Origin of the sequence: Streptomyces colonosanans, from assembly GCF_001866645.1 — a bacterium.
In the GTDB taxonomy this organism is placed as follows: Bacteria; Actinomycetota; Actinomycetes; order Streptomycetales; family Streptomycetaceae; genus Streptomyces; species Streptomyces colonosanans.
Map to the genome: position 1 here is coordinate 31,880 of NZ_MLYP01000026.1, position 16,369 is coordinate 48,248.

At 71.0% G+C, this 16,369-nt stretch carries 14 protein-coding genes and 1 pseudogene; 9 read left to right on the plus strand and 6 right to left on the minus strand.

Features of this window, described 5'->3' with window-relative positions:
- Positions 1-67 precede the first annotated feature (67 nt).
- Positions 68-3,127, minus strand: a complete 3,060-nt coding sequence (locus BIV24_RS10015; RefSeq protein ID WP_071365873.1) for an alpha-mannosidase — start codon at positions 3,125-3,127, stop codon at positions 68-70.
- A gap of 20 nt (positions 3,128-3,147) precedes the next feature.
- Complete coding sequence (locus tag BIV24_RS10020) at positions 3,148-4,485, minus strand: 6-phospho-beta-glucosidase (protein WP_071365874.1); 1,338 nt, start codon at positions 4,483-4,485, stop codon at positions 3,148-3,150.
- 303 nt (positions 4,486-4,788) lie between these two features.
- Here BIV24_RS10020 and BIV24_RS34280 point away from each other — a divergent pair, with 303 nt between their 5' ends.
- The 6 genes from BIV24_RS34280 to BIV24_RS10045 all read left to right on the plus strand — a co-directional run bounded on the left by BIV24_RS34280 (position 4,789) and on the right by BIV24_RS10045 (position 11,030).
- Positions 4,789-4,935 carry a hypothetical protein gene (locus BIV24_RS34280; RefSeq protein WP_177198669.1) on the plus strand — a complete coding sequence of 49 codons (147 nt, stop codon included), beginning with the start codon at positions 4,789-4,791 and terminating at the stop codon, positions 4,933-4,935.
- The gene (gene zwf / locus BIV24_RS10025) at positions 4,932-6,638 is read left to right on the plus strand and encodes a glucose-6-phosphate dehydrogenase (RefSeq protein WP_107459333.1); all 1,707 of its coding nucleotides are present in this window, start codon (positions 4,932-4,934) and stop codon (positions 6,636-6,638) included. The genes BIV24_RS34280 and zwf overlap by 4 nt, the downstream gene beginning before the upstream one ends.
- Positions 6,635-7,570, plus strand: coding sequence for a glucose-6-phosphate dehydrogenase assembly protein OpcA (opcA, locus tag BIV24_RS10030; protein WP_071365875.1), 936 nt, complete (start codon positions 6,635-6,637; stop codon positions 7,568-7,570). Before zwf ends, opcA begins: the two co-directional genes overlap by 4 nt.
- A 78-nt stretch (positions 7,571-7,648) precedes the next feature.
- Positions 7,649-8,530 carry a phosphogluconate dehydrogenase (NAD(+)-dependent, decarboxylating) gene (gene gnd / locus BIV24_RS10035; protein WP_071365876.1) on the plus strand — a complete coding sequence of 294 codons (882 nt, stop codon included), beginning with the start codon at positions 7,649-7,651 and terminating at the stop codon, positions 8,528-8,530.
- 207 nt (positions 8,531-8,737) lie between these two features.
- On the plus strand, positions 8,738-9,193 hold the full coding sequence (locus BIV24_RS10040; protein WP_071365877.1) for a tellurite resistance TerB family protein: 456 nt from the start codon (positions 8,738-8,740) through the stop codon (positions 9,191-9,193).
- A gap of 337 nt (positions 9,194-9,530) precedes the next feature.
- Positions 9,531-11,030, plus strand: coding sequence for an alpha/beta hydrolase (locus BIV24_RS10045; protein ID WP_071365878.1), 1,500 nt, complete (start codon positions 9,531-9,533; stop codon positions 11,028-11,030).
- Positions 11,031-11,253: 223 nt separating this feature from the next.
- On the opposite strand, the gene BIV24_RS10050 is transcribed toward BIV24_RS10045, so the two are convergent.
- Positions 11,254-11,703 carry a PPOX class F420-dependent oxidoreductase gene (locus tag BIV24_RS10050; RefSeq protein WP_071365879.1) on the minus strand — a complete coding sequence of 150 codons (450 nt, stop codon included), beginning with the start codon at positions 11,701-11,703 and terminating at the stop codon, positions 11,254-11,256.
- A 75-nt stretch (positions 11,704-11,778) separates the two neighbouring features.
- Here BIV24_RS10050 and BIV24_RS10055 point away from each other — a divergent pair, with 75 nt between their 5' ends.
- The 3 genes and pseudogenes from BIV24_RS10055 to BIV24_RS10065 form a co-directional block, all read left to right on the plus strand.
- On the plus strand, positions 11,779-12,357 hold the full coding sequence (locus BIV24_RS10055) for a TetR/AcrR family transcriptional regulator (RefSeq protein WP_071365880.1): 579 nt from the start codon (positions 11,779-11,781) through the stop codon (positions 12,355-12,357).
- Positions 12,354-13,745 carry an MFS transporter gene (locus tag BIV24_RS10060; RefSeq protein WP_071365881.1) on the plus strand — a complete coding sequence of 464 codons (1,392 nt, stop codon included), beginning with the start codon at positions 12,354-12,356 and terminating at the stop codon, positions 13,743-13,745. The genes BIV24_RS10055 and BIV24_RS10060 overlap by 4 nt, the downstream gene beginning before the upstream one ends.
- 76 nt (positions 13,746-13,821) lie before the next feature.
- Positions 13,822-14,163 (plus strand): annotated as a pseudogene (locus BIV24_RS10065) (CDP-alcohol phosphatidyltransferase family protein); the annotation flags it as partial.
- Positions 14,164-14,178: 15 nt separating this feature from the next.
- On the opposite strand, the gene BIV24_RS10070 reads toward BIV24_RS10065, so the two are convergent.
- The 3 genes from BIV24_RS10070 to BIV24_RS10080 form a co-directional block, all read right to left on the minus strand.
- Positions 14,179-14,634: an RpiB/LacA/LacB family sugar-phosphate isomerase gene (locus tag BIV24_RS10070; protein WP_071365882.1), complete on the minus strand. Its 456-nt coding sequence runs from the start codon at positions 14,632-14,634 to the stop codon at positions 14,179-14,181.
- Between the two features lie 89 nt (positions 14,635-14,723).
- Complete coding sequence (locus BIV24_RS10075; protein ID WP_071365883.1) at positions 14,724-15,338, minus strand: hypothetical protein; 615 nt, start codon at positions 15,336-15,338, stop codon at positions 14,724-14,726.
- A 169-nt stretch (positions 15,339-15,507) separates the two neighbouring features.
- On the minus strand, positions 15,508-16,311 hold the full coding sequence (locus BIV24_RS10080; RefSeq protein WP_071365884.1) for a helix-turn-helix domain-containing protein: 804 nt from the start codon (positions 16,309-16,311) through the stop codon (positions 15,508-15,510).
- Positions 16,312-16,369 lie beyond the last annotated feature (58 nt).

A 16,369-nucleotide genomic window follows, 5' to 3' on the forward strand; every position in this document is an offset into this window, starting at 1 on the left:
GCCCCGGGTAGGGGCTAGAAGACTCATGAAGATCTTGGGGTTCTGGCCCCGCCGCGTCATGAGTCTTCTAGGGCCTGTCGGCAGTGGCGCGCTGCAGACGGAGCGTCAGGATCTGGAAGGGCCGCAGTGCGACGGCCACCGCGTCCCCGTCGGCAACCGCCTCCTCGAGCGGTCGCTCCAGCAGATCGGTGATGTGGGCGCCCGCGAGCGGGAAGCCCGTGCGCAGGGTGCCGGTGGCGCGGCCGCCGCGGGACTCGTACAGCCGCACCACGACGTCACCCGATGCGTCGTCGGCGAGCTTCACCGCCTCGACGGTCACGCCCTCGCCGTCCACGGAGACGACCGGTTCCGGGGCGCCCGCCGCGTCCGCGACGCGCAGCGGCAGGTTGAGGGCGTAGCCCTCCGCGACGGCGTCCTCGATGCTCGCGCCGGGCAGCAGGGAGTACGTGAAGCGGTGCCGGCCCTGGTCCGCCCCGGGGTCCGGGATACGCGGGGCGCGGACCAGGCTGAGGCGGACCGTGGTCGTCGTCCCTCCGTCCTCGCGGACCGTGCGGGAGACATCGTGGCCGTACGTCGAGTCGTTGATGACCGCGACACCGTAGCCGGGTTCGCCGATGTGCACCCAGCGGTGACCGGAGACCTCGAAGCGGGCCGCCTCCCAGCTGGTGTTGGTGTGAGTGGGCCGCTGGACATGGCCGAACTGGATCTCCGCCGAGGAGAGGGGCGCCCGGATGTCCACCGGGAAACCGGCTTTGAGGATCTTCTCGGTCTCGTGCCAGTCGAGGTCGGTCTCGATGTCGATACGGGGGCTTCCGGCTCGGACGGTGATCGTCTGGGTGATCTTCGAGCCCTTGCCGAAGCTCCGCTCCACGCGGATCGCGCCGACCAGCGGGTCCTGTTCGGCCACCGTGACCGACTCCGCGTCCAGCAGGTCCGTGTAGCGGTTCTTGTAGTGCTTGTCGATGTCCCAGGCGTCCCAGTAGTTCGGGAGGTCGGTGTGCAGGCGCAGCAGGTTGCCCTTGCCGGCGAGGACTTCTCGTCCCCCGGCGCGCAGGTCGGTTACGGAGGCGAGCGCGCCGTCGTCGGCCACCTCCACCCGGACCAGCCCGTTGTCGAGGACGCGGCCGGTGACGGTCACCGGCCGCGGGGGCTCGGCGGCGGCCAGGGGTGCGCTGCCGCTGGCGGGCACCTTCACGTACACCGGCGCGTCCTCGGCCGTACGGACCACTTCGGCACGGTCGTACGGGCTTGTGTTGAAGACCCGGGTCCCGCCCGTGCCCAGTGCGGCGACAGCCTCGGCCGTCAGCTCCCCCAGCTCCCCCGCCACGCGCGCGTATTCGGCCTCCGCCTCCCGGTGCACCCAGGCGATCGACGACCCCGGCAGGATGTCGTGGAACTGGTGCAGCAGGACCGTCTTCCACAGCCGGTCGAGCTTCTCGTACGGGTAGGCGTAGCCGGGCGCGTGCAGTGCGGCCGTCGTCGCCCACAACTCGGCCTCGCGAAGCCGGTGTTCCGAGCGGCGGTTGCCCTGCTTGGTGCGCGCCTGGGTCGTGTAGGTGGCGCGGTGCAGCTCCAGGTACAGCTCGCCGGCCCACACCGGGGCGTCCGGGTACTCCTCGCGGGCCGCCTTGAAGAACGCGTCGGGGTGTTCGACGACTACCTTCGGGGAGCCCTCAAGGTCCTTGAGCCGCCGGGCGCGTTCCATGATCTCGCGGGTGGGGCCGCCACCGCCGTCGCCGTAGCCGAAGGGTGCCAGGGATCGCGTGGCGCGGCCCTTCTCCCGGTGGTTGCGCACGGCGCGGGACATCTCTTCACCGCTGAAGCGGGCGTTGTAGGTGTCGACCGGCGGAAAGTGCGTGAAGATGCGGGTTCCGTCGATGCCCTCCCACCAGAAGGTGTGGTGGGGGAAGGCGTTGGTCTGGTTCCAGGAGATCTTCTGGGTCAGGAACCACTCGTTGCCGGCGAGCTTGGCGAGCTGCGGGTAGGCGGCGGTGTAGCCGAAGGAGTCCGGCAGCCACACGCCTTTGGTCTCGATGCCGAAGTGCTCGATGAAGAACCGCTTGCCGTGAACGAGCTGACGGGCGAGCGCCTCGCCGCCGGGCAGGTTGCCGTCGGCCTCGACCCACATGCCGCCCACCGGCGCCCACTGGCCTTTCTTCACCGACTCCTGGATGCGGGCCCACACGTGCGGGTAGGTGTCCCGCACCCACGCGTACTGCTGGGCCTGCGAGCAGGCGAAGACGAACTCCTCGTACTCGTCGGCGAGCGAGGTGACGTTGGAGAAGGTCCGGGACGTCTTGCGCTTGGTCTCGCGGATCGGCCACAGCCAGGCGGTGTCGATGTGCGCGTGTCCGACACCGGAGACCGTGTGGGCGCCGGCGTGCGCGGGCTTGGCCAGGACCGGCCTGAGCGCGGCGCGCACGTCCGCCGCCGAGCCGGAGATGTCGTCCAGGTCCAGCAGGTCGACCGCCCGGTCGAGGGCGTGCATGATCTCGTGGCGGCGCGGGTCGTGCTCGTCGAGCTCCACCATCAGTTCGCGCAGCACCTGGAGGTCCAGGTCGAGGTGCCAGACCTGCTCGTCGAGGATCGCGATGTCGGCGCGCCTGAACGTGTAGAGCGGCTTGTCGCCGGCCGTGAGCACGTCGCCGAACGGGGTCGGGCGCACGAAGTCGTCAGCGAGGATGCCAGGGTTGGAGGCGGCCTCGACGAGGTACTGGACCTCCTCACCGCCCTTCGCCGGGTTGGCGATCGGCACATACTGGTTGAGCGGATTGACCGCCTTCAGGGGTGTCCCGTCCGGGAGGTGGACGAGGGCCTCCGCCTGGTTGCCAGGCCAGTCGCCCACGAAGCCGAGGTCGATGACGGCTTCGACGCGCCTTCCCGCCCACTCGCCGGGGACCTGTCCGCGCATCCGGAACCAGGTCGTGCCCCAGGGCGGCCCCCAGGGGGTGTCCATCGCGAAGGGCCGGTACGGGGCGGCGGCGGCCTCCGCGAACGGAACCGGCTCGCCCGGTGCCTGCCAGGCCTCGACCGTGCAAGGGACGGAGGCCGCATAGATCGCGGGCCTGATGCGCTGGTTGTGGACGCGCGCGACGCGTTGCTCGATCCGGCGGCGTTCGTCATGCATGAGCGGGCCTCCTGACGCGGTTACTTGAGGTATCCCAGGCCGGGGTGGACGGCGGTGTAGCCGTCGACGAGCCGCCGGGCGACGTTGACGGAGTCGACGAGCGGGTGAAGCGCGAACGCTTTCACCGCCGTTGCGCGGGAGCCGGACTCGGCCGCGGACAGCACCTCGCGCTCGACCGCTTTGACCGCGCACACCAGACCGGTGGCGTGGTCGGGCAGCGGGTCGACCACGACGGGGTGCGCCCCGCTCACGTCCACCAGGCAGGGGACCTCGATGACCGCTTCGGAGTCCAGCGCGGACAGCGTGCCGCGGTTGCGCACGTTCAGAATCAGGGTGGCGCGCTCGTCGCGGGCGATGGCCCGCATCAGGGCGAGGGCCACCCTCTCGTACCCGCCGGAGAGGTCGTCGGCCTCGCGCTCGCCCGCCCCGGCCGCCTCCCGGTTCTCGGCCATGTACGTGGCCTCGCGCTCGGCCCTGGTGCTGTTCCAGGTCGTCAGCGCGGCGGTGTCCGGGCGCTTCAACTCCTCGTAGAAGCGGGCCTGCTGGTCGCGCAGAAAGGCGCCGCGGGTCTTCTCGGCCCTCTGGTAGGCGCGTACGGCTTCCCGGTTGAAGTAGTAGTAGTGCAGGTACTCGTTCGGGATCGCGCCCAGGGACTGCAGCCAGTCGACGCCGAAGAGCCTGCCCTCCTCGAAGGAGCCCAGCAGCTCCGGATCGGCCAGCAGACGCGGGAGTTCGTCGCGTCCGGCCACGCGCAGGCCGCGCACCCAGCCGAGGTGGTTGAGTCCGGCGTAGTCGATCCATGCCTCCTTCGGGTGCGCGCCGAGTACGCGGGCGATACGGCGGCCGAGTCCGACCGGGGAGTCGCAGATACCGATGACGCGGTCGCCGAGGTGGCGGGACATGGCCTCGGTGATCAGGCCCGCCGGATTGGTGAAGTTGATGACCCAGGCATCGGGGGCGAGCCGGGCCACGCGCCGGGCGATGTCGACGGCCACCGGGACCGTGCGCAGCCCGTACGCGATACCGCCCGCACCGACCGTCTCCTGACCGAGGACGCCTTCCGCCAGGGCCACCCGCTCGTCGTCGGCCCGGCCCTGCAGACCACCGACACGGATCGCGGAGAAGACGAAGGAGGCGCCTGACAACGCCTCATCGAGGTCGGTCGTGGCGGTCACCTCGGGCGCGCCGGACACGCCGGCCGCCTGCTCGGCCAGGACCCGGGCCACGGCGGACAGCCGCCCGGCGTCCAGGTCGTGCAGCACGACACGGGTGACGCGGCCCTCGGCGCGGTCCCCGAGGAGCGCTCCGTACACGAGCGGCACCCGAAATCCGCCGCCGCCCAGAATCGTCAGCTTCACGGTTGTATCCTTCCCGCCGCGATGGCCTCGACGCCCGTATCCCGCGAGCGGAGCGCGTCGCCGCGTCCACGGGAGTGTTCGTGACCATCGCGTCCAGGTCCTCGGGAGTCCAAGGTCCTTTTCCCTGCCCGGGGAAGGGAGTCGGTGTGAGCACGACGGGCCTGGTCGTCCGGCGAGGCCGAGGGCGTGGGCGGTGGGTACCCGGGTGGTGTCGATGCCGAGTACGTCTTCGCCCCGGGGACGTGGCCGCGGCCGGGGAATCCCCGGCAGGCCTCCGCGGTTGATCCAATTGCAGGAAAGAAGATGATCACAGTGACCGAGATAGCCGCAGCCGCGGAACCCCTGAAGCGCCTGTCCTACATGGGCCTCGCCGCATTCGAAGTGGCATCGCAGAGCCTGCCAGAGACAGTGACGGCGTCCCTGAAGAACAAGGAGGTCGAGGGGGAATGAACAAGAAGTTTCCCGAAGCAACGGAAGCAACGGGTCCGGAGGCCGAGGTGACCGCTCGGGCGGCCGCGGCGGCCGAGGCCCCGGTGGCTGAGGCTCCGGCGGCCGGGAAGCCCGAGGTGCCGGTGGCCGAGCGGACCGCCGCTCCCGCGGCCGGAGAGGCCGACGATGCGGCCCTCGGCTCTGCCTGGAGCAACCCCCTGCGTGACCCGCGCGACCTCCGTCTGCCTCGTATCGCCGGCCCCTCCGGCCTGGTCATCTTCGGCGTCACCGGCGATCTGTCCCGCAAGAAGCTGATGCCGGCGATCTACGACCTGGCCAACCGCGGTCTGCTTCCGCCGGGCTTCTCGCTGGTCGGCTTCGCCCGGCGCGACTGGGCGGACCAGAACTTCGCACAGGTGGTGCACGACGCCGTCCGCGAGCACGCCCGTACGCCCTTCCGCGAGGAGGTGTGGCAGCAGCTCGCCGAGGGCATGCGATTCATTCCGGGCACCTTCGACGACGACGATGCGTTCAAGCAACTGCGGGCCAGCATCGAGGAGTTGGACGCTTCCCGGGGCACCAGCGGCAACTACGCGTTCTACCTTTCCGTACCGCCGAAGTTCTTCCCGAAGGTCGTCCAGCAGCTCAAGAGGCACGGCCTTGCGGACGCGCCCGAGGGTTCGTGGCGGCGCGCGGTCATCGAGAAGCCGTTCGGCCACGACCTGGCGAGCGCGCGCGAGCTGAACGCCATCGTGCACGACGTGTTCGAGCCGGACCAGGTGTTCCGCATCGACCACTACCTCGGCAAGGAGACCGTCCAGAACATACTGGCGCTCCGCTTCGCCAACCAGATGTACGAGCCGATCTGGAACCGGTCGTACGTCGACCACGTACAGATCACCATGGCCGAGGACATCGGCATCGGCGGCCGGGCCGGCTACTACGACGGCATCGGCGCCGCCCGGGACGTCCTCCAGAACCACCTGCTCCAGCTGATGGCCCTCACCGCCATGGAGGAGCCCATCGCCTTCGACGCCGAGGCACTGGTCACCGAGAAGCTGAAGGTCCTCAAGTCGGTGCGGCTTGCGGAGGGCCTCGGCGGCCACGTCGTACGCGGGCAGTACGCGGCCGGCTGGCAGGGCGGCGAGAAGGTACGCGGCTACCTCCAGGAGGACGGCATCGACCCGGTGTCCACCACGGACACATACGCCGCGATCAAGCTGGAGATCGACAACCGCCGCTGGGCGGGCGTCCCCTTCTACCTGCGCACCGGCAAGCGTCTGGGCCGGCGGGTCACCGAGATCGCGGTGGTCTTCCAGCGGGCACCCCACTCGCCGTTCGACTCCACGGCCACCGAGGAACTCGGCGAGAACGCGATCGTCATCCGGGTGCAGCCCGACGAGGGCATGACGGTCCGCTTCGGTTCGAAGGTGCCGGGTACCTCCATGGAGCTCCGGGACGTCACGATGGACTTCGCCTACGGCGAGTCGTTCACCGAGTCCAGCCCGGAGGCGTATGAACGGCTGATCCTGGACGTACTGCTCGGCGACGCCAACCTCTTCCCCCGCACCGAGGAAGTGGAGGAATCCTGGAAGATCCTCGACCCGATCGAGGAGTACTGGACCTCCCACGGCAGGCCCGCGCAGTACCCCTCGGGCACCTGGGGCCCCAAGGAAGCCGACGAGATGCTCGCACGAGACGGACGGAGCTGGCGCAGGCCATGAAGATCGACCTGACCGACACCACGGCAAGCAAGATCAACAAGGCGCTGGTGCAGGGGCGCCACGACCTCGGCACCCCAGCCGTGGGCATGGTCCTGACGATGGTCATCGTGACCGACGAGGAGAACGCGTACGACTCGATCAAGGCCGCCGAGGAGGCCTCCCACGAGCACCCTTCGCGCACCCTGGTCGTCATCAAGCGGCACACCCGCACCTTGCGCGACCGCACCCGGCCGCGCCTCGACGCCGAGGTCCGGCTCGGTGCCGACGCGGGCACCGGCGAGACGGTCGTGCTGCGGCTGTACGGCGAGGTGTCCGACCACGCCGACTCGGTGGTCCTGCCGCTGCTGCTGCCGGACGCGCCCGTCGTCGTGTGGTGGCCGGTGGACGCGCCGGACAACCCGTCCAGGGATCCGCTGGGCGCCCTCGCCCAGCGCCGGATCACCGACCTGTACGCCGTCGAGACCCCTCTGGTCGTGCTGGAGGCCCGGGCCTCCTCGTACGCGCCGGGCGACACCGACCTGGCCTGGACCCGGCTGACGCCCTGGCGGTCGATGCTGGCCGCGGCGCTCGACCAGGCCCGTACGAAGGTGACCTCGGCGGCCGTCGAGAGCGAGGCGGACAACCCGAGCGCCGAGTTGCTGGCCCGCTGGCTGGAGTCCCGGCTCCGGGTGCCCGTCGAGCGGGTCGTCACCGCCGGGCCGGTCGTCACGGCCGTACGGCTGGGCACCAAGAAGGGCGAGATCGTCATCGACCGCCCCGAGGGACCGATGGCCATGCTCTCACTGCCGGGCCAGCCGCCGCGCACCATGGCACTGAAGGTGCGCCCCACCTCGGAGCTGATCGCCGAGGAGCTGCGTCGCCTCGACGCGGACGAGATGTACGCCATTGCCCTGCGCGGCGGAGGCTCCAAGGAGAAGGCCGGCCATGACTGACCGCCCCGGGCTCATCCGCCCCCTACGCCACCGCCCTCATGACCGCATACCCGCACGCTCAGGACGGAGTGAACTGACATGCAGATCGGACTCATCGGTCTTGGCAAGATGGGCGGCAACATGCGCGAGCGGATCCGGCGCGCGGGCCACACCGTCGTCGGATACGACCGCAACCCCGACGTCTCCGACGTCGGCACCCTGAACGAACTGGTCGAGAGGCTCGAAGGGCCGCGCGTTGTCTGGGTGATGGTCCCGGCCGGCGCCCCGACCCAGTCCGTCATCAACGAACTCGCCGGCCTGCTGTCCGCCGGTGACACCGTGGTCGACGGCGGCAACTCCCGCTGGAGTGACGACGAGAAGCACGCCAAGGAGCTGGGCATCAAGGGCATCGGCTTCGTCGACGCCGGAGTCTCCGGCGGCGTATGGGGCCTGGAGAACGGCTACGCCCTCATGGTCGGCGGCGACAAGGAGCACGTCGAAAGGCTCCAGCCGATCTTCGACGCGCTCAAGCCGGAGGGCCCGTACGGCTACGTCCACGCCGGCAAGGTCGGTTCCGGGCACTTCTCCAAGATGGTCCACAACGGCATCGAGTACGCGATGATGCAGGCCTACGCCGAGGGCTGGGAGCTGCTGGAGAAGGTCGACTCGGTGGAGAACGTCCGCGAGGTCTTCCGCTCCTGGCAGGAGGGCACGGTCATCCGTTCCTGGCTGCTGGACCTGGCGGTCAACGCCCTCGACGAGGACGAGCACCTGGAGAAGCTGCGCGGCTTCGCGGAGGACTCCGGTGAGGGCCGGTGGACCGTCGAGGCGGCCATCGGCCACGCCGTGCCGCTCCCGGCCATCACGGCGTCGCTGTTCGCCCGCTTCGCCTCCCGTCAGGACGACTCCCCGCAGATGAAGATGATCGCCGCCCTGCGCAACCAGTTCGGCGGCCACGCCGTCGAGTCCGCGGAGGAGTAGGGAGCCGTGCCGGTCCCGAGCCGGTCCGCCGTGGCGACACCGGCTCGGGACCGGCCCGCTCACCCGGGGCCGACCGTGATCACAAAATGGAACACGACAGGAACTTCTGCGGCGTCCCGCAAGTTCTTGCCTACGTTGCTGTAGAAACCAGAGAGGTCATGGATCGCCCACCGGGGCGGGCCCGCCTCGACAACGTAGGGAGTTCTCATGGCCCTGTGGGACCGCATCAAGGAATCCGCATCGACGATGCAGACCCAACTCGTGGCGAAGAAGAACGATCTGAAGAGCGGTGCGTTCCGCGACGCGAGCATGGCCATGTGCGCGCTCGTGGCGGCGGCGGACGGCACGATCGACCCGTCCGAGCGCCAGCGCGTGGCCCAGCTCATCGCCACCAACGAGGTGTTGCAGAACTTCCCGGCGGACGACCTGCGTCGCCGCTTCGAGGACAACCTGAACAAGCTGTCCACCGACTTCGACTTCGGCAAGGTCAGCGTGCTGCAGGAGATCGGCAAGGCGAAGAAGAAGCCGGCCGAGGCGCGTGCCGTGATCCAGATCGGCATCGTCATCGGAGGTGCGGACGGGGACTTCGACAAGGACGAGCAGGCGGTCGTCCGCGAGGCGTGCTTCGCGCTCGACCTGCCGCCGCACGAGTTCGACCTCTGACTGCGACCGTATTCGTGGAATGAGCGCAGGTCGCAGCGGTGCGACAACATCAATGAGGTGACGGGACGTGAGTTCCACGCCCTGTCGGCCTGCGTGTTCTGGCACTGGCCGCGTGCGCGAGCGGCCCGGGCGCTCCGGGCCGCTCGCGCGGTAGATCGGGCGGCGCCGTGTATGCGGCGTGGCGGCGAGGGCTGTCGGTAGCCGGTGGGAGCGCGAGCGTCCGCGCACGGGCACTGCACCATGGAGGTCCCCCAGGGGGCTTGTTGGGGAAACCCCCGTGACGACAGGGGCGTTGACCGGGTGGGAGAAGCGGGCCCGATCCGGGAGGCTTCCGTGCATGAAGCAGACCAGCAGAACACGAGCCGCCTGGATAGCCGTCTCAGCCGCCCTCCTGGGGCTCTCCGCCCCCCTGACCACCTCCGTGTCCGCGTCTGCGGCCGGTCCGTCCGCGCGCTCCTCCCTCGATTGGACCAAGTGCGAGGGCAGCGGGCTCGATCCACGCCAGGAGTGTGCGTCCGTCGAGGTGCCGATGGACTACGCCGAACCCGGTGGCCGGAAGATCGCCATCGTCATCTCCCGTATTCCCAGCGAGAAGCCGGCCGCCCGCCGTGGCGCGCTGTTACTGATCCCCGGTGGGCCTGGCGGGTCCAGCCTCGGCGACCCGTCGGGGAAGGGTCAGAAGTTGCCGCAGAAGGTACGGAACGCCTACGACCTGATCGGGTTCGCACCGCGCGGCCTCGCCCCCTCCACCCCCGTCAACTGCGGTCTCGACCACGGTGACCTCGCCCTGTCCAAGCTGAGGCCCTGGCCCGCGCCGGACGGGTCGATCAGCGAGAACATGGCCACCGCCCGGCGCACGGCGGCCGCCTGCGCCCGCAACGGGGGTGACCTGATCCGCCACATCACCACGGTCGACGAGGCCCGCGACATCGACCGTGTCCGGGCCGCGCTCGGCGAGCGCAGGCTCTCCGCCTGGGGCGTCTCGTACGGTACGTACGTCGGCGCCGTCTACAGCCAGTTGTTCCCGCGGCGCACCGACCGCGTCGTACTCGACAGCAACGACAACCCCGACCCCACCCGGGTCTCCCGCGCCTGGCTCGAGGGGTACGAGACCGGTGTCGAGGACGTCTTCCCGGAGTTCGCCAAGTGGGCCTCCGCGCCCGGCAACCCTGATCGGCTGGCCAGGACGGCGGCCGAGGTGCGGCCGTTGTTCCTGCGCCTTGCCGCACGGCTCGACCGCGCACCGATCCCCTGGCCCGGCGCCAACCCCGCGGAGCTGAACGGCAATGTGCTGCGCCAGACGATGCTGGACAGCCTCTACACGCCGGACCGCTTCCCCACCCTGGCGAAGCTGATGCTGGCCGCGCGGCACGGCACCGTGCCACCCGCGCCCGCGGCGCCGCCGGAGCCGGTGCTGCAGAACGTCACCGCGGTCAGCGCCGCGACCCTCTGCAACGACGTGGCGTGGCCCACGTCGGCGGCCGAGTACCGCAAGGGCGTCGCCGAGAGCCGCAAAGAGCACCCGCTGACCGCGGGTATGCCCAGGAACGCCATGGTCTGCACCGCTTGGCCGTACCCGCCCACGCAGGCGCCGGTACGCATCACCGCCCACGGCCCGTCCAACGTCCTGCTCGTGCAGAATGCACGTGATGTCGCCACCCCGCTGCGGGGCGCTCTGAAGCTACGCCAGGCGTTCGGTGCACGCGCCGTCATGGTGATCGTGGACTCCACCGGCCACGACGCCTACCTCGCCAACGGAAACGCGTGCGGCGACCGCGTCGTCTCCCGGTTCCTGGCGACCGGGGAGCGGCCGGGCGAGGACGTGCGCTGCGGCTAGTGCTGTGACCGGATCGATGGTGAAGGCGGACGGCGCCCGCTCGCCTTCCCTTGCCGGCACCCCTGGGCATGCCCGAGGGAAGTCATGGTCATCGATGCTGCTACTCCCCACGCGGGATGACATCCGGGACACCCCCCAGGCGAACCCTGTAGCCACCCCGAGACAGCCCGGGACCTGGCCGGCGCCAAGGGCCCCGGACGCCTGAAGATCCGCGCGTCGCCCCTCAGCCGTTGTTGGCACCCCTGGGCATGCCGTACGCCCGCTCCACGTGCAGCCGCAGTACCAGACGCCGGTCGCGGACCATGGCGGTGCGGTAGTCGTCCCAGTCGGGGTGCTCGCCCGATACATCACGGTAGAGCCGGATGAGTTCCTCGACTGTCTCGTCGTACGGGTCCTGCGCGACGGGCGAGAGATCGGCCGTGCCCTCGGCGACCGTGTAGGCCCATCGGTCGGGGCTGGTCACGTGGTACGAGGCCCGTGGGTCCCGGCGCAGGTTGCGGGTCTTGGCGCGGTCGTCCGTGATCGAGATCCGGATGAGGCGCTCGTCCGGGCAGTAGGCGTGGCTGACGTTCGACAGCTGGGGCCGACCGTCGCGTTTGAGGGTGACCAGCACCCCGCCGTGGCCCTCGGAGAGCAGTGCGAGCAGTGCGTTCTGCGTGGCGTCCTCAGTCATACCCCGGTCAACTCACGCGGTGGGGCCGCGCATTCCCGGTAGACAGTGTCTACGCAGCGTTGGTAGACAGTGTCTATGACTGATCCGGAGACAGGGTTGCGCGCCCGGCTGGTCGACGTCGGCGTCGACCTGGTGGCCACCGAGGGCGTGCAGGCGTTGACGCTGCGGGAGATCGCCCGGCGGGCGGGTGTCTCGCACGGGGCGCCCCGCCGGTACTTCCCCACGCATCTGGAGCTGCTGTCGGCCATCGCGCGCCGCGGCTTCACCGACCTCGCGGCGCGGGCGGCCGAGGCGGTCGGAGACGGCACCGCGAGTCCCCAGGAGCAGCTCGGAGCCCTGGGCCATGCCTATCTCGACTTCGCGCTCACCCGCCGCGGCATGCATGAGCTGATGTTCCGTCATGACCTGCTGGAGAGCAGTCATCTGGGGCTGCGTGAGACGAGCCTTCCGCTGTTCTCCCTGCTGGTGGACCTGGTAGGCCGGGCCAGGCCGGACGCCGACGCGCGACTCGTCGCGGGCTCCCTCCTCGCGAACCTGCACGGCCTCGCCCAGCTGTGGACTTGGGGCAGCCTCCAACTCACCACAGGTGGCACCGACTTCACTCCCCTGCTGCAGACCGCTCTGGACGCGCATCTCGGGCCGGAGGTCCGGTGACCGCGCACCGCGGGCTGACGCTCGCAAGCAGCGTGGTCGGCGCGGTCATCGTCGCCCTGGACGGCACCGTGCTCACCGTCGCACAACCCGAGCTGCAACGGGATCTGCACGCCTCCCTGACCCAGGTGCAGTGGACGAGCACCGGCTATCTCATCGCGGTGGCAAGCCTGTTGGTCTTCGCCGGCCGCCTCGGCGACCGCCACGGCCATCGACGCATGTTCGCCCTGGGCATGGTGGGCTTCGGCGCGGCCTCCGCCGGGATCGGGTTCGCTCCCGGCATCGGCTGGGTGATCGGACTGCGCGTGGTCCAGGGGGTGTTCGGCGCGCTGCTGCAACCGGCGACGCTCGGCATGCTGCGGGCCGCGTATCCACCGGAGAGGCTGGCGATGCCGATCGCGTTGCGCACCAGCGCGATCGGTGTGGCGGCCGCGGCCGGCCCGCTGGTGGGCGGGGCGCTGGTCACCCCGTTCGGCTGGCGGGCCGTCTTCTTCCTCAACGTCGCGCCGGCGCTGCTGATGGGCGTACTGGCGGCGGTCGTACGCGGCCCGGAGCACCCTCCGGCCGCGCGCCCGCCGCTGGATCTGCCCGGCGCCGGTCTGCTCGCGGCGGCTCTGGTGTGCCTGGTGTACGCGCTCGCCGCCGTCGCGGACTCCGGCCGACTGACGACGCCGGTAGTGGCGCTGCTCGGGGCGGCGGTGGCCGGCTGCCTGTTCGTCCGGCACGGACGGCACGCCACGAACGCGTTGTTGCCTGCGGGCGTGCTCGGCCGGTCGGCCGTCGGTCCCGCGCTCGGACTGCTGGTGGCCGTGTCGGCGGCGCTGCTGGGCACGCTGTTCGTCAGCAGCTATGTCCTTCAGGACGTGCTGGGCCTCGATCCGTTGCGGACCGCGCTTTGGGCCCTCCCGGCGCCTGTGGCGATGGTCCTGGGCGCGCCCGTGACGGCCGTCGTCATACGCCGGTACGGTCCGCGCCGCACGGCCGGGACCGCCACTGCGCTCCTCGCACTGGGTGTTCTTCTGCTGTCCCGGCTCGGACAGGGGGCCTCCCAGGTGTGGGCGGGAACGGGATTCCTGCTGGTGGGTGCCGGTTTCGGCACGGTGATGGTGACGGCGACCGCCGTCATCGTCCGAGAGATGCCCGTCGCATCGGCCGGGGTGGCCGGCGGGCTGCAGCAGACCGCGCTGAACGTCGGTCCCACGGTGGGTGTTGCCACCGCCGGCACGCTGATGGCGCGCACGGACGTGGCGTCCGGGCCCACGCTCACGGTGCTCGCCTGCGTGTGCCTGCTCGGCGTGCCGCTCGCCCTGCGGATGCCCGGCCGGCCCGGCGTCCGGGCCGCCGCGGCGGAGCAATCGACCTCGGTTCCCCAGGAGATCGCGAAAGGCTGAAACCCGGGGACACCGGGCCGGACCGGAGTCGCAGGGACACCGGTCCCGCCGCCGCGCGCCCGCTCACGAGGAGTTCACGCTGTCGCTGGGCCCGTGGGTGCTGCTGATCGGTGCGATGCGGTACGCGTTCGTGGCCGCGGCCCGGGTGCTGCCGTGGCTGTACAGCGAGTTGCGGCCGAGCATGGCGCGCAAGACGGTCGCGGCGTTTCAGGGGATCTCCCTGCTGGTCGCCGGGTCGGGGTTCCTGCCGTACGCGGCGGCCGCGGGGCTCGTCGCATGCGCGCTGGCGTCGCTGGTGTGGTCGTTCGGCCGGGACGTGCGGTGGCTGTGGGGCGTACGGGACCGCACCCGGGGTCCGGCCGAGACGTCCGGCGCGGTCGTGGCGGAGTCGGCCGCCGACCTGGTGGCGGGCCGCTGAGCAGCGGCACGTGGGTCAGGACACGGTTCTGCTCGCATCGAGCCGTCCGATGCGGGACACGTTCTCCCGGTCGTCGGCGTCCTCGCTCGGCTCGGCGGCGAACCAGGCGTCGAGGATCTCCCTGAGCAGGGGCCCGGACGTGAGGCGCAGGCTGAGCGCCAGCACATTGGCGTCGTTCCAGCGGCGTGCGCCGTCCGCCGTGTATGCGTCCGTGCACAGGGCCGCCCGCACCCCGGGCACCTTGTTCGCGGCGATCGACGCGCCCGTGCCGGTCCAGCAGCACACGACCGCCTGGTCCGAGGACCCGTCGGCGACCTCGCGGGCCGCCGCCTGAGAGCACGCGGCCCACTGCGTGCCGTCCCCGGGTCGCAGCGCCCCGTGCGTCAGCACGTCGTGGCCGCGGGCACGCAGCTCGGCGACGAGGGCGAGGGCCACGGGTTCGTCCATGTCAGAGGAGACGGATATCCGCATGTCCCGGAGGTTACTCGCCCCATGGTGGTCAGGGACGGAGTGCCTCCAGAGGTCACGCGCTCCCGGAAGCGCACGCCGCACCCAGCGGGCTACTGGACCCTCTCCTCCGCGCCCACGACGCGCCCCTCGGCCACACGGCCAGCCTCCACGCGGTCGAGCAGGAACGGGACCAGGCCCCGTTCCACAACGGCGCGCTCCCAGGCATCGCGAGCTTGGCGCACACCGGGATCACGCTCCGCGGGATCGTCGCCGTCACCGCCCCGCGCGCGGGCCGCCAGTCGCCAGGCGAGATCTCCGAGGGCCGCGCCCGCCGTCACCGCGGCGGCGATCACTCCGGCCATCACCAGCCCCTCGTCGAAGTGAGGGCGCACGGTGAGGGCGCGCAGACCGAATCCGCACAGCAGGAACACGCCCGTGGCCACGACCCCGAGACTGGGCACGAGCACCGCGAGCCCGGGCAGGAACCCGCCTTCGGTACGGTCGTCGCGGCGCGGCAACCGATGGCGGTCGACCGCGGCGGCCCGCAGATCGCGATAGCGGTCGTACTCGGCGGCGGCGACACCAAGAAGGACGTCGCGCGCTTCCAGTGCCCGCACGCGCAGTTCCTCGCGCGACGGCTCCGCACCCGCGACGTCGATCGCGGCCATGATCTCAGGGGAGTCCAGGGCCCCGTCCAGCATCTGCTCGAAGACCGGGTCGCTCACGCGTGGCGGCTCGTCAGGCTCCTGCACGGATCCCCCGATCGGCAACAACACGCCGGACGGCACCGGCCGGCGGACGGACGATCCGAACCCTACAACATGTAGGACATTTGCCAGCGGCAGAGCCACGACACGGCGCACGCCACACACCGGACCCTGCCCGATCATCCGTTCAACGCACCCCGGGGGGGTCGGCGTCCAGGCCGGTGCACGCCACCGTGCCGTCCACCACGGCGCACGCCTCCACACCTTCGGGTGAGGTCACGGCGAGCATGGGACTCATCCGGCCGCCGGAACCGCCCCCGGGGTACGACGCGGACAACACGTTCCGCCCCGACCGGACGGAGATGACGCGGGCGTCCGACGGCTGCGCCTGGACCTCGGCCCAGGCGGTGCCACAGGACGGCGAGTACTCCAGCCGCACGGCATACGTGGCGCCATGGACCGTGCTCTTGATCTGCGCGTCCCGGTCGCAGGCCGAGACGTCGGGCAGCTGCCCCTGACAGGACTCCCTCTTGCACCGGGGCAGGGCGGCGGTGAGCTGCCCGCTCGGCGCACCGGAGCGGCCGGCCGCGATGAGGGTGACGGCCGCCGAGGCGACCAGGACGATCAGAGTGAGCGCGGACAGGGACAGCCGCCGGGGGCGGACGGGCCACGCCGCACGGCCGTCGTACGCCGGCGCGTCCGCGACCGGCGGGCGGTCGGCAGCCTCCCGCAGGGCCAGTACGGGGGCCGGGTCGACGCCGACGAGTCCGGCGAGCGCCTCCACGGCCGAACGCGGTGGCCGCTGGGAGCCGTTGAGGTAGCGGTGCCAGGCGGACTTGCTGTACGGGGTGCGTGCGGCCAGGGCCGCGAGACTGAGACCGGTGCGCTCCTTGAGATCTCGCAGTTCCGTCACGAACGCACCGTCCGCCTGTTCGGGCGGGGCGGCCGTCGACAGGCAGGGCCGCGTCGTCCGTGCCGCGCCGGCCTTCACGGTCTGGATCCTTGAAGCTTTCGCACTATCTGTCCCCCAATGCCGCTTCCACTTCGGG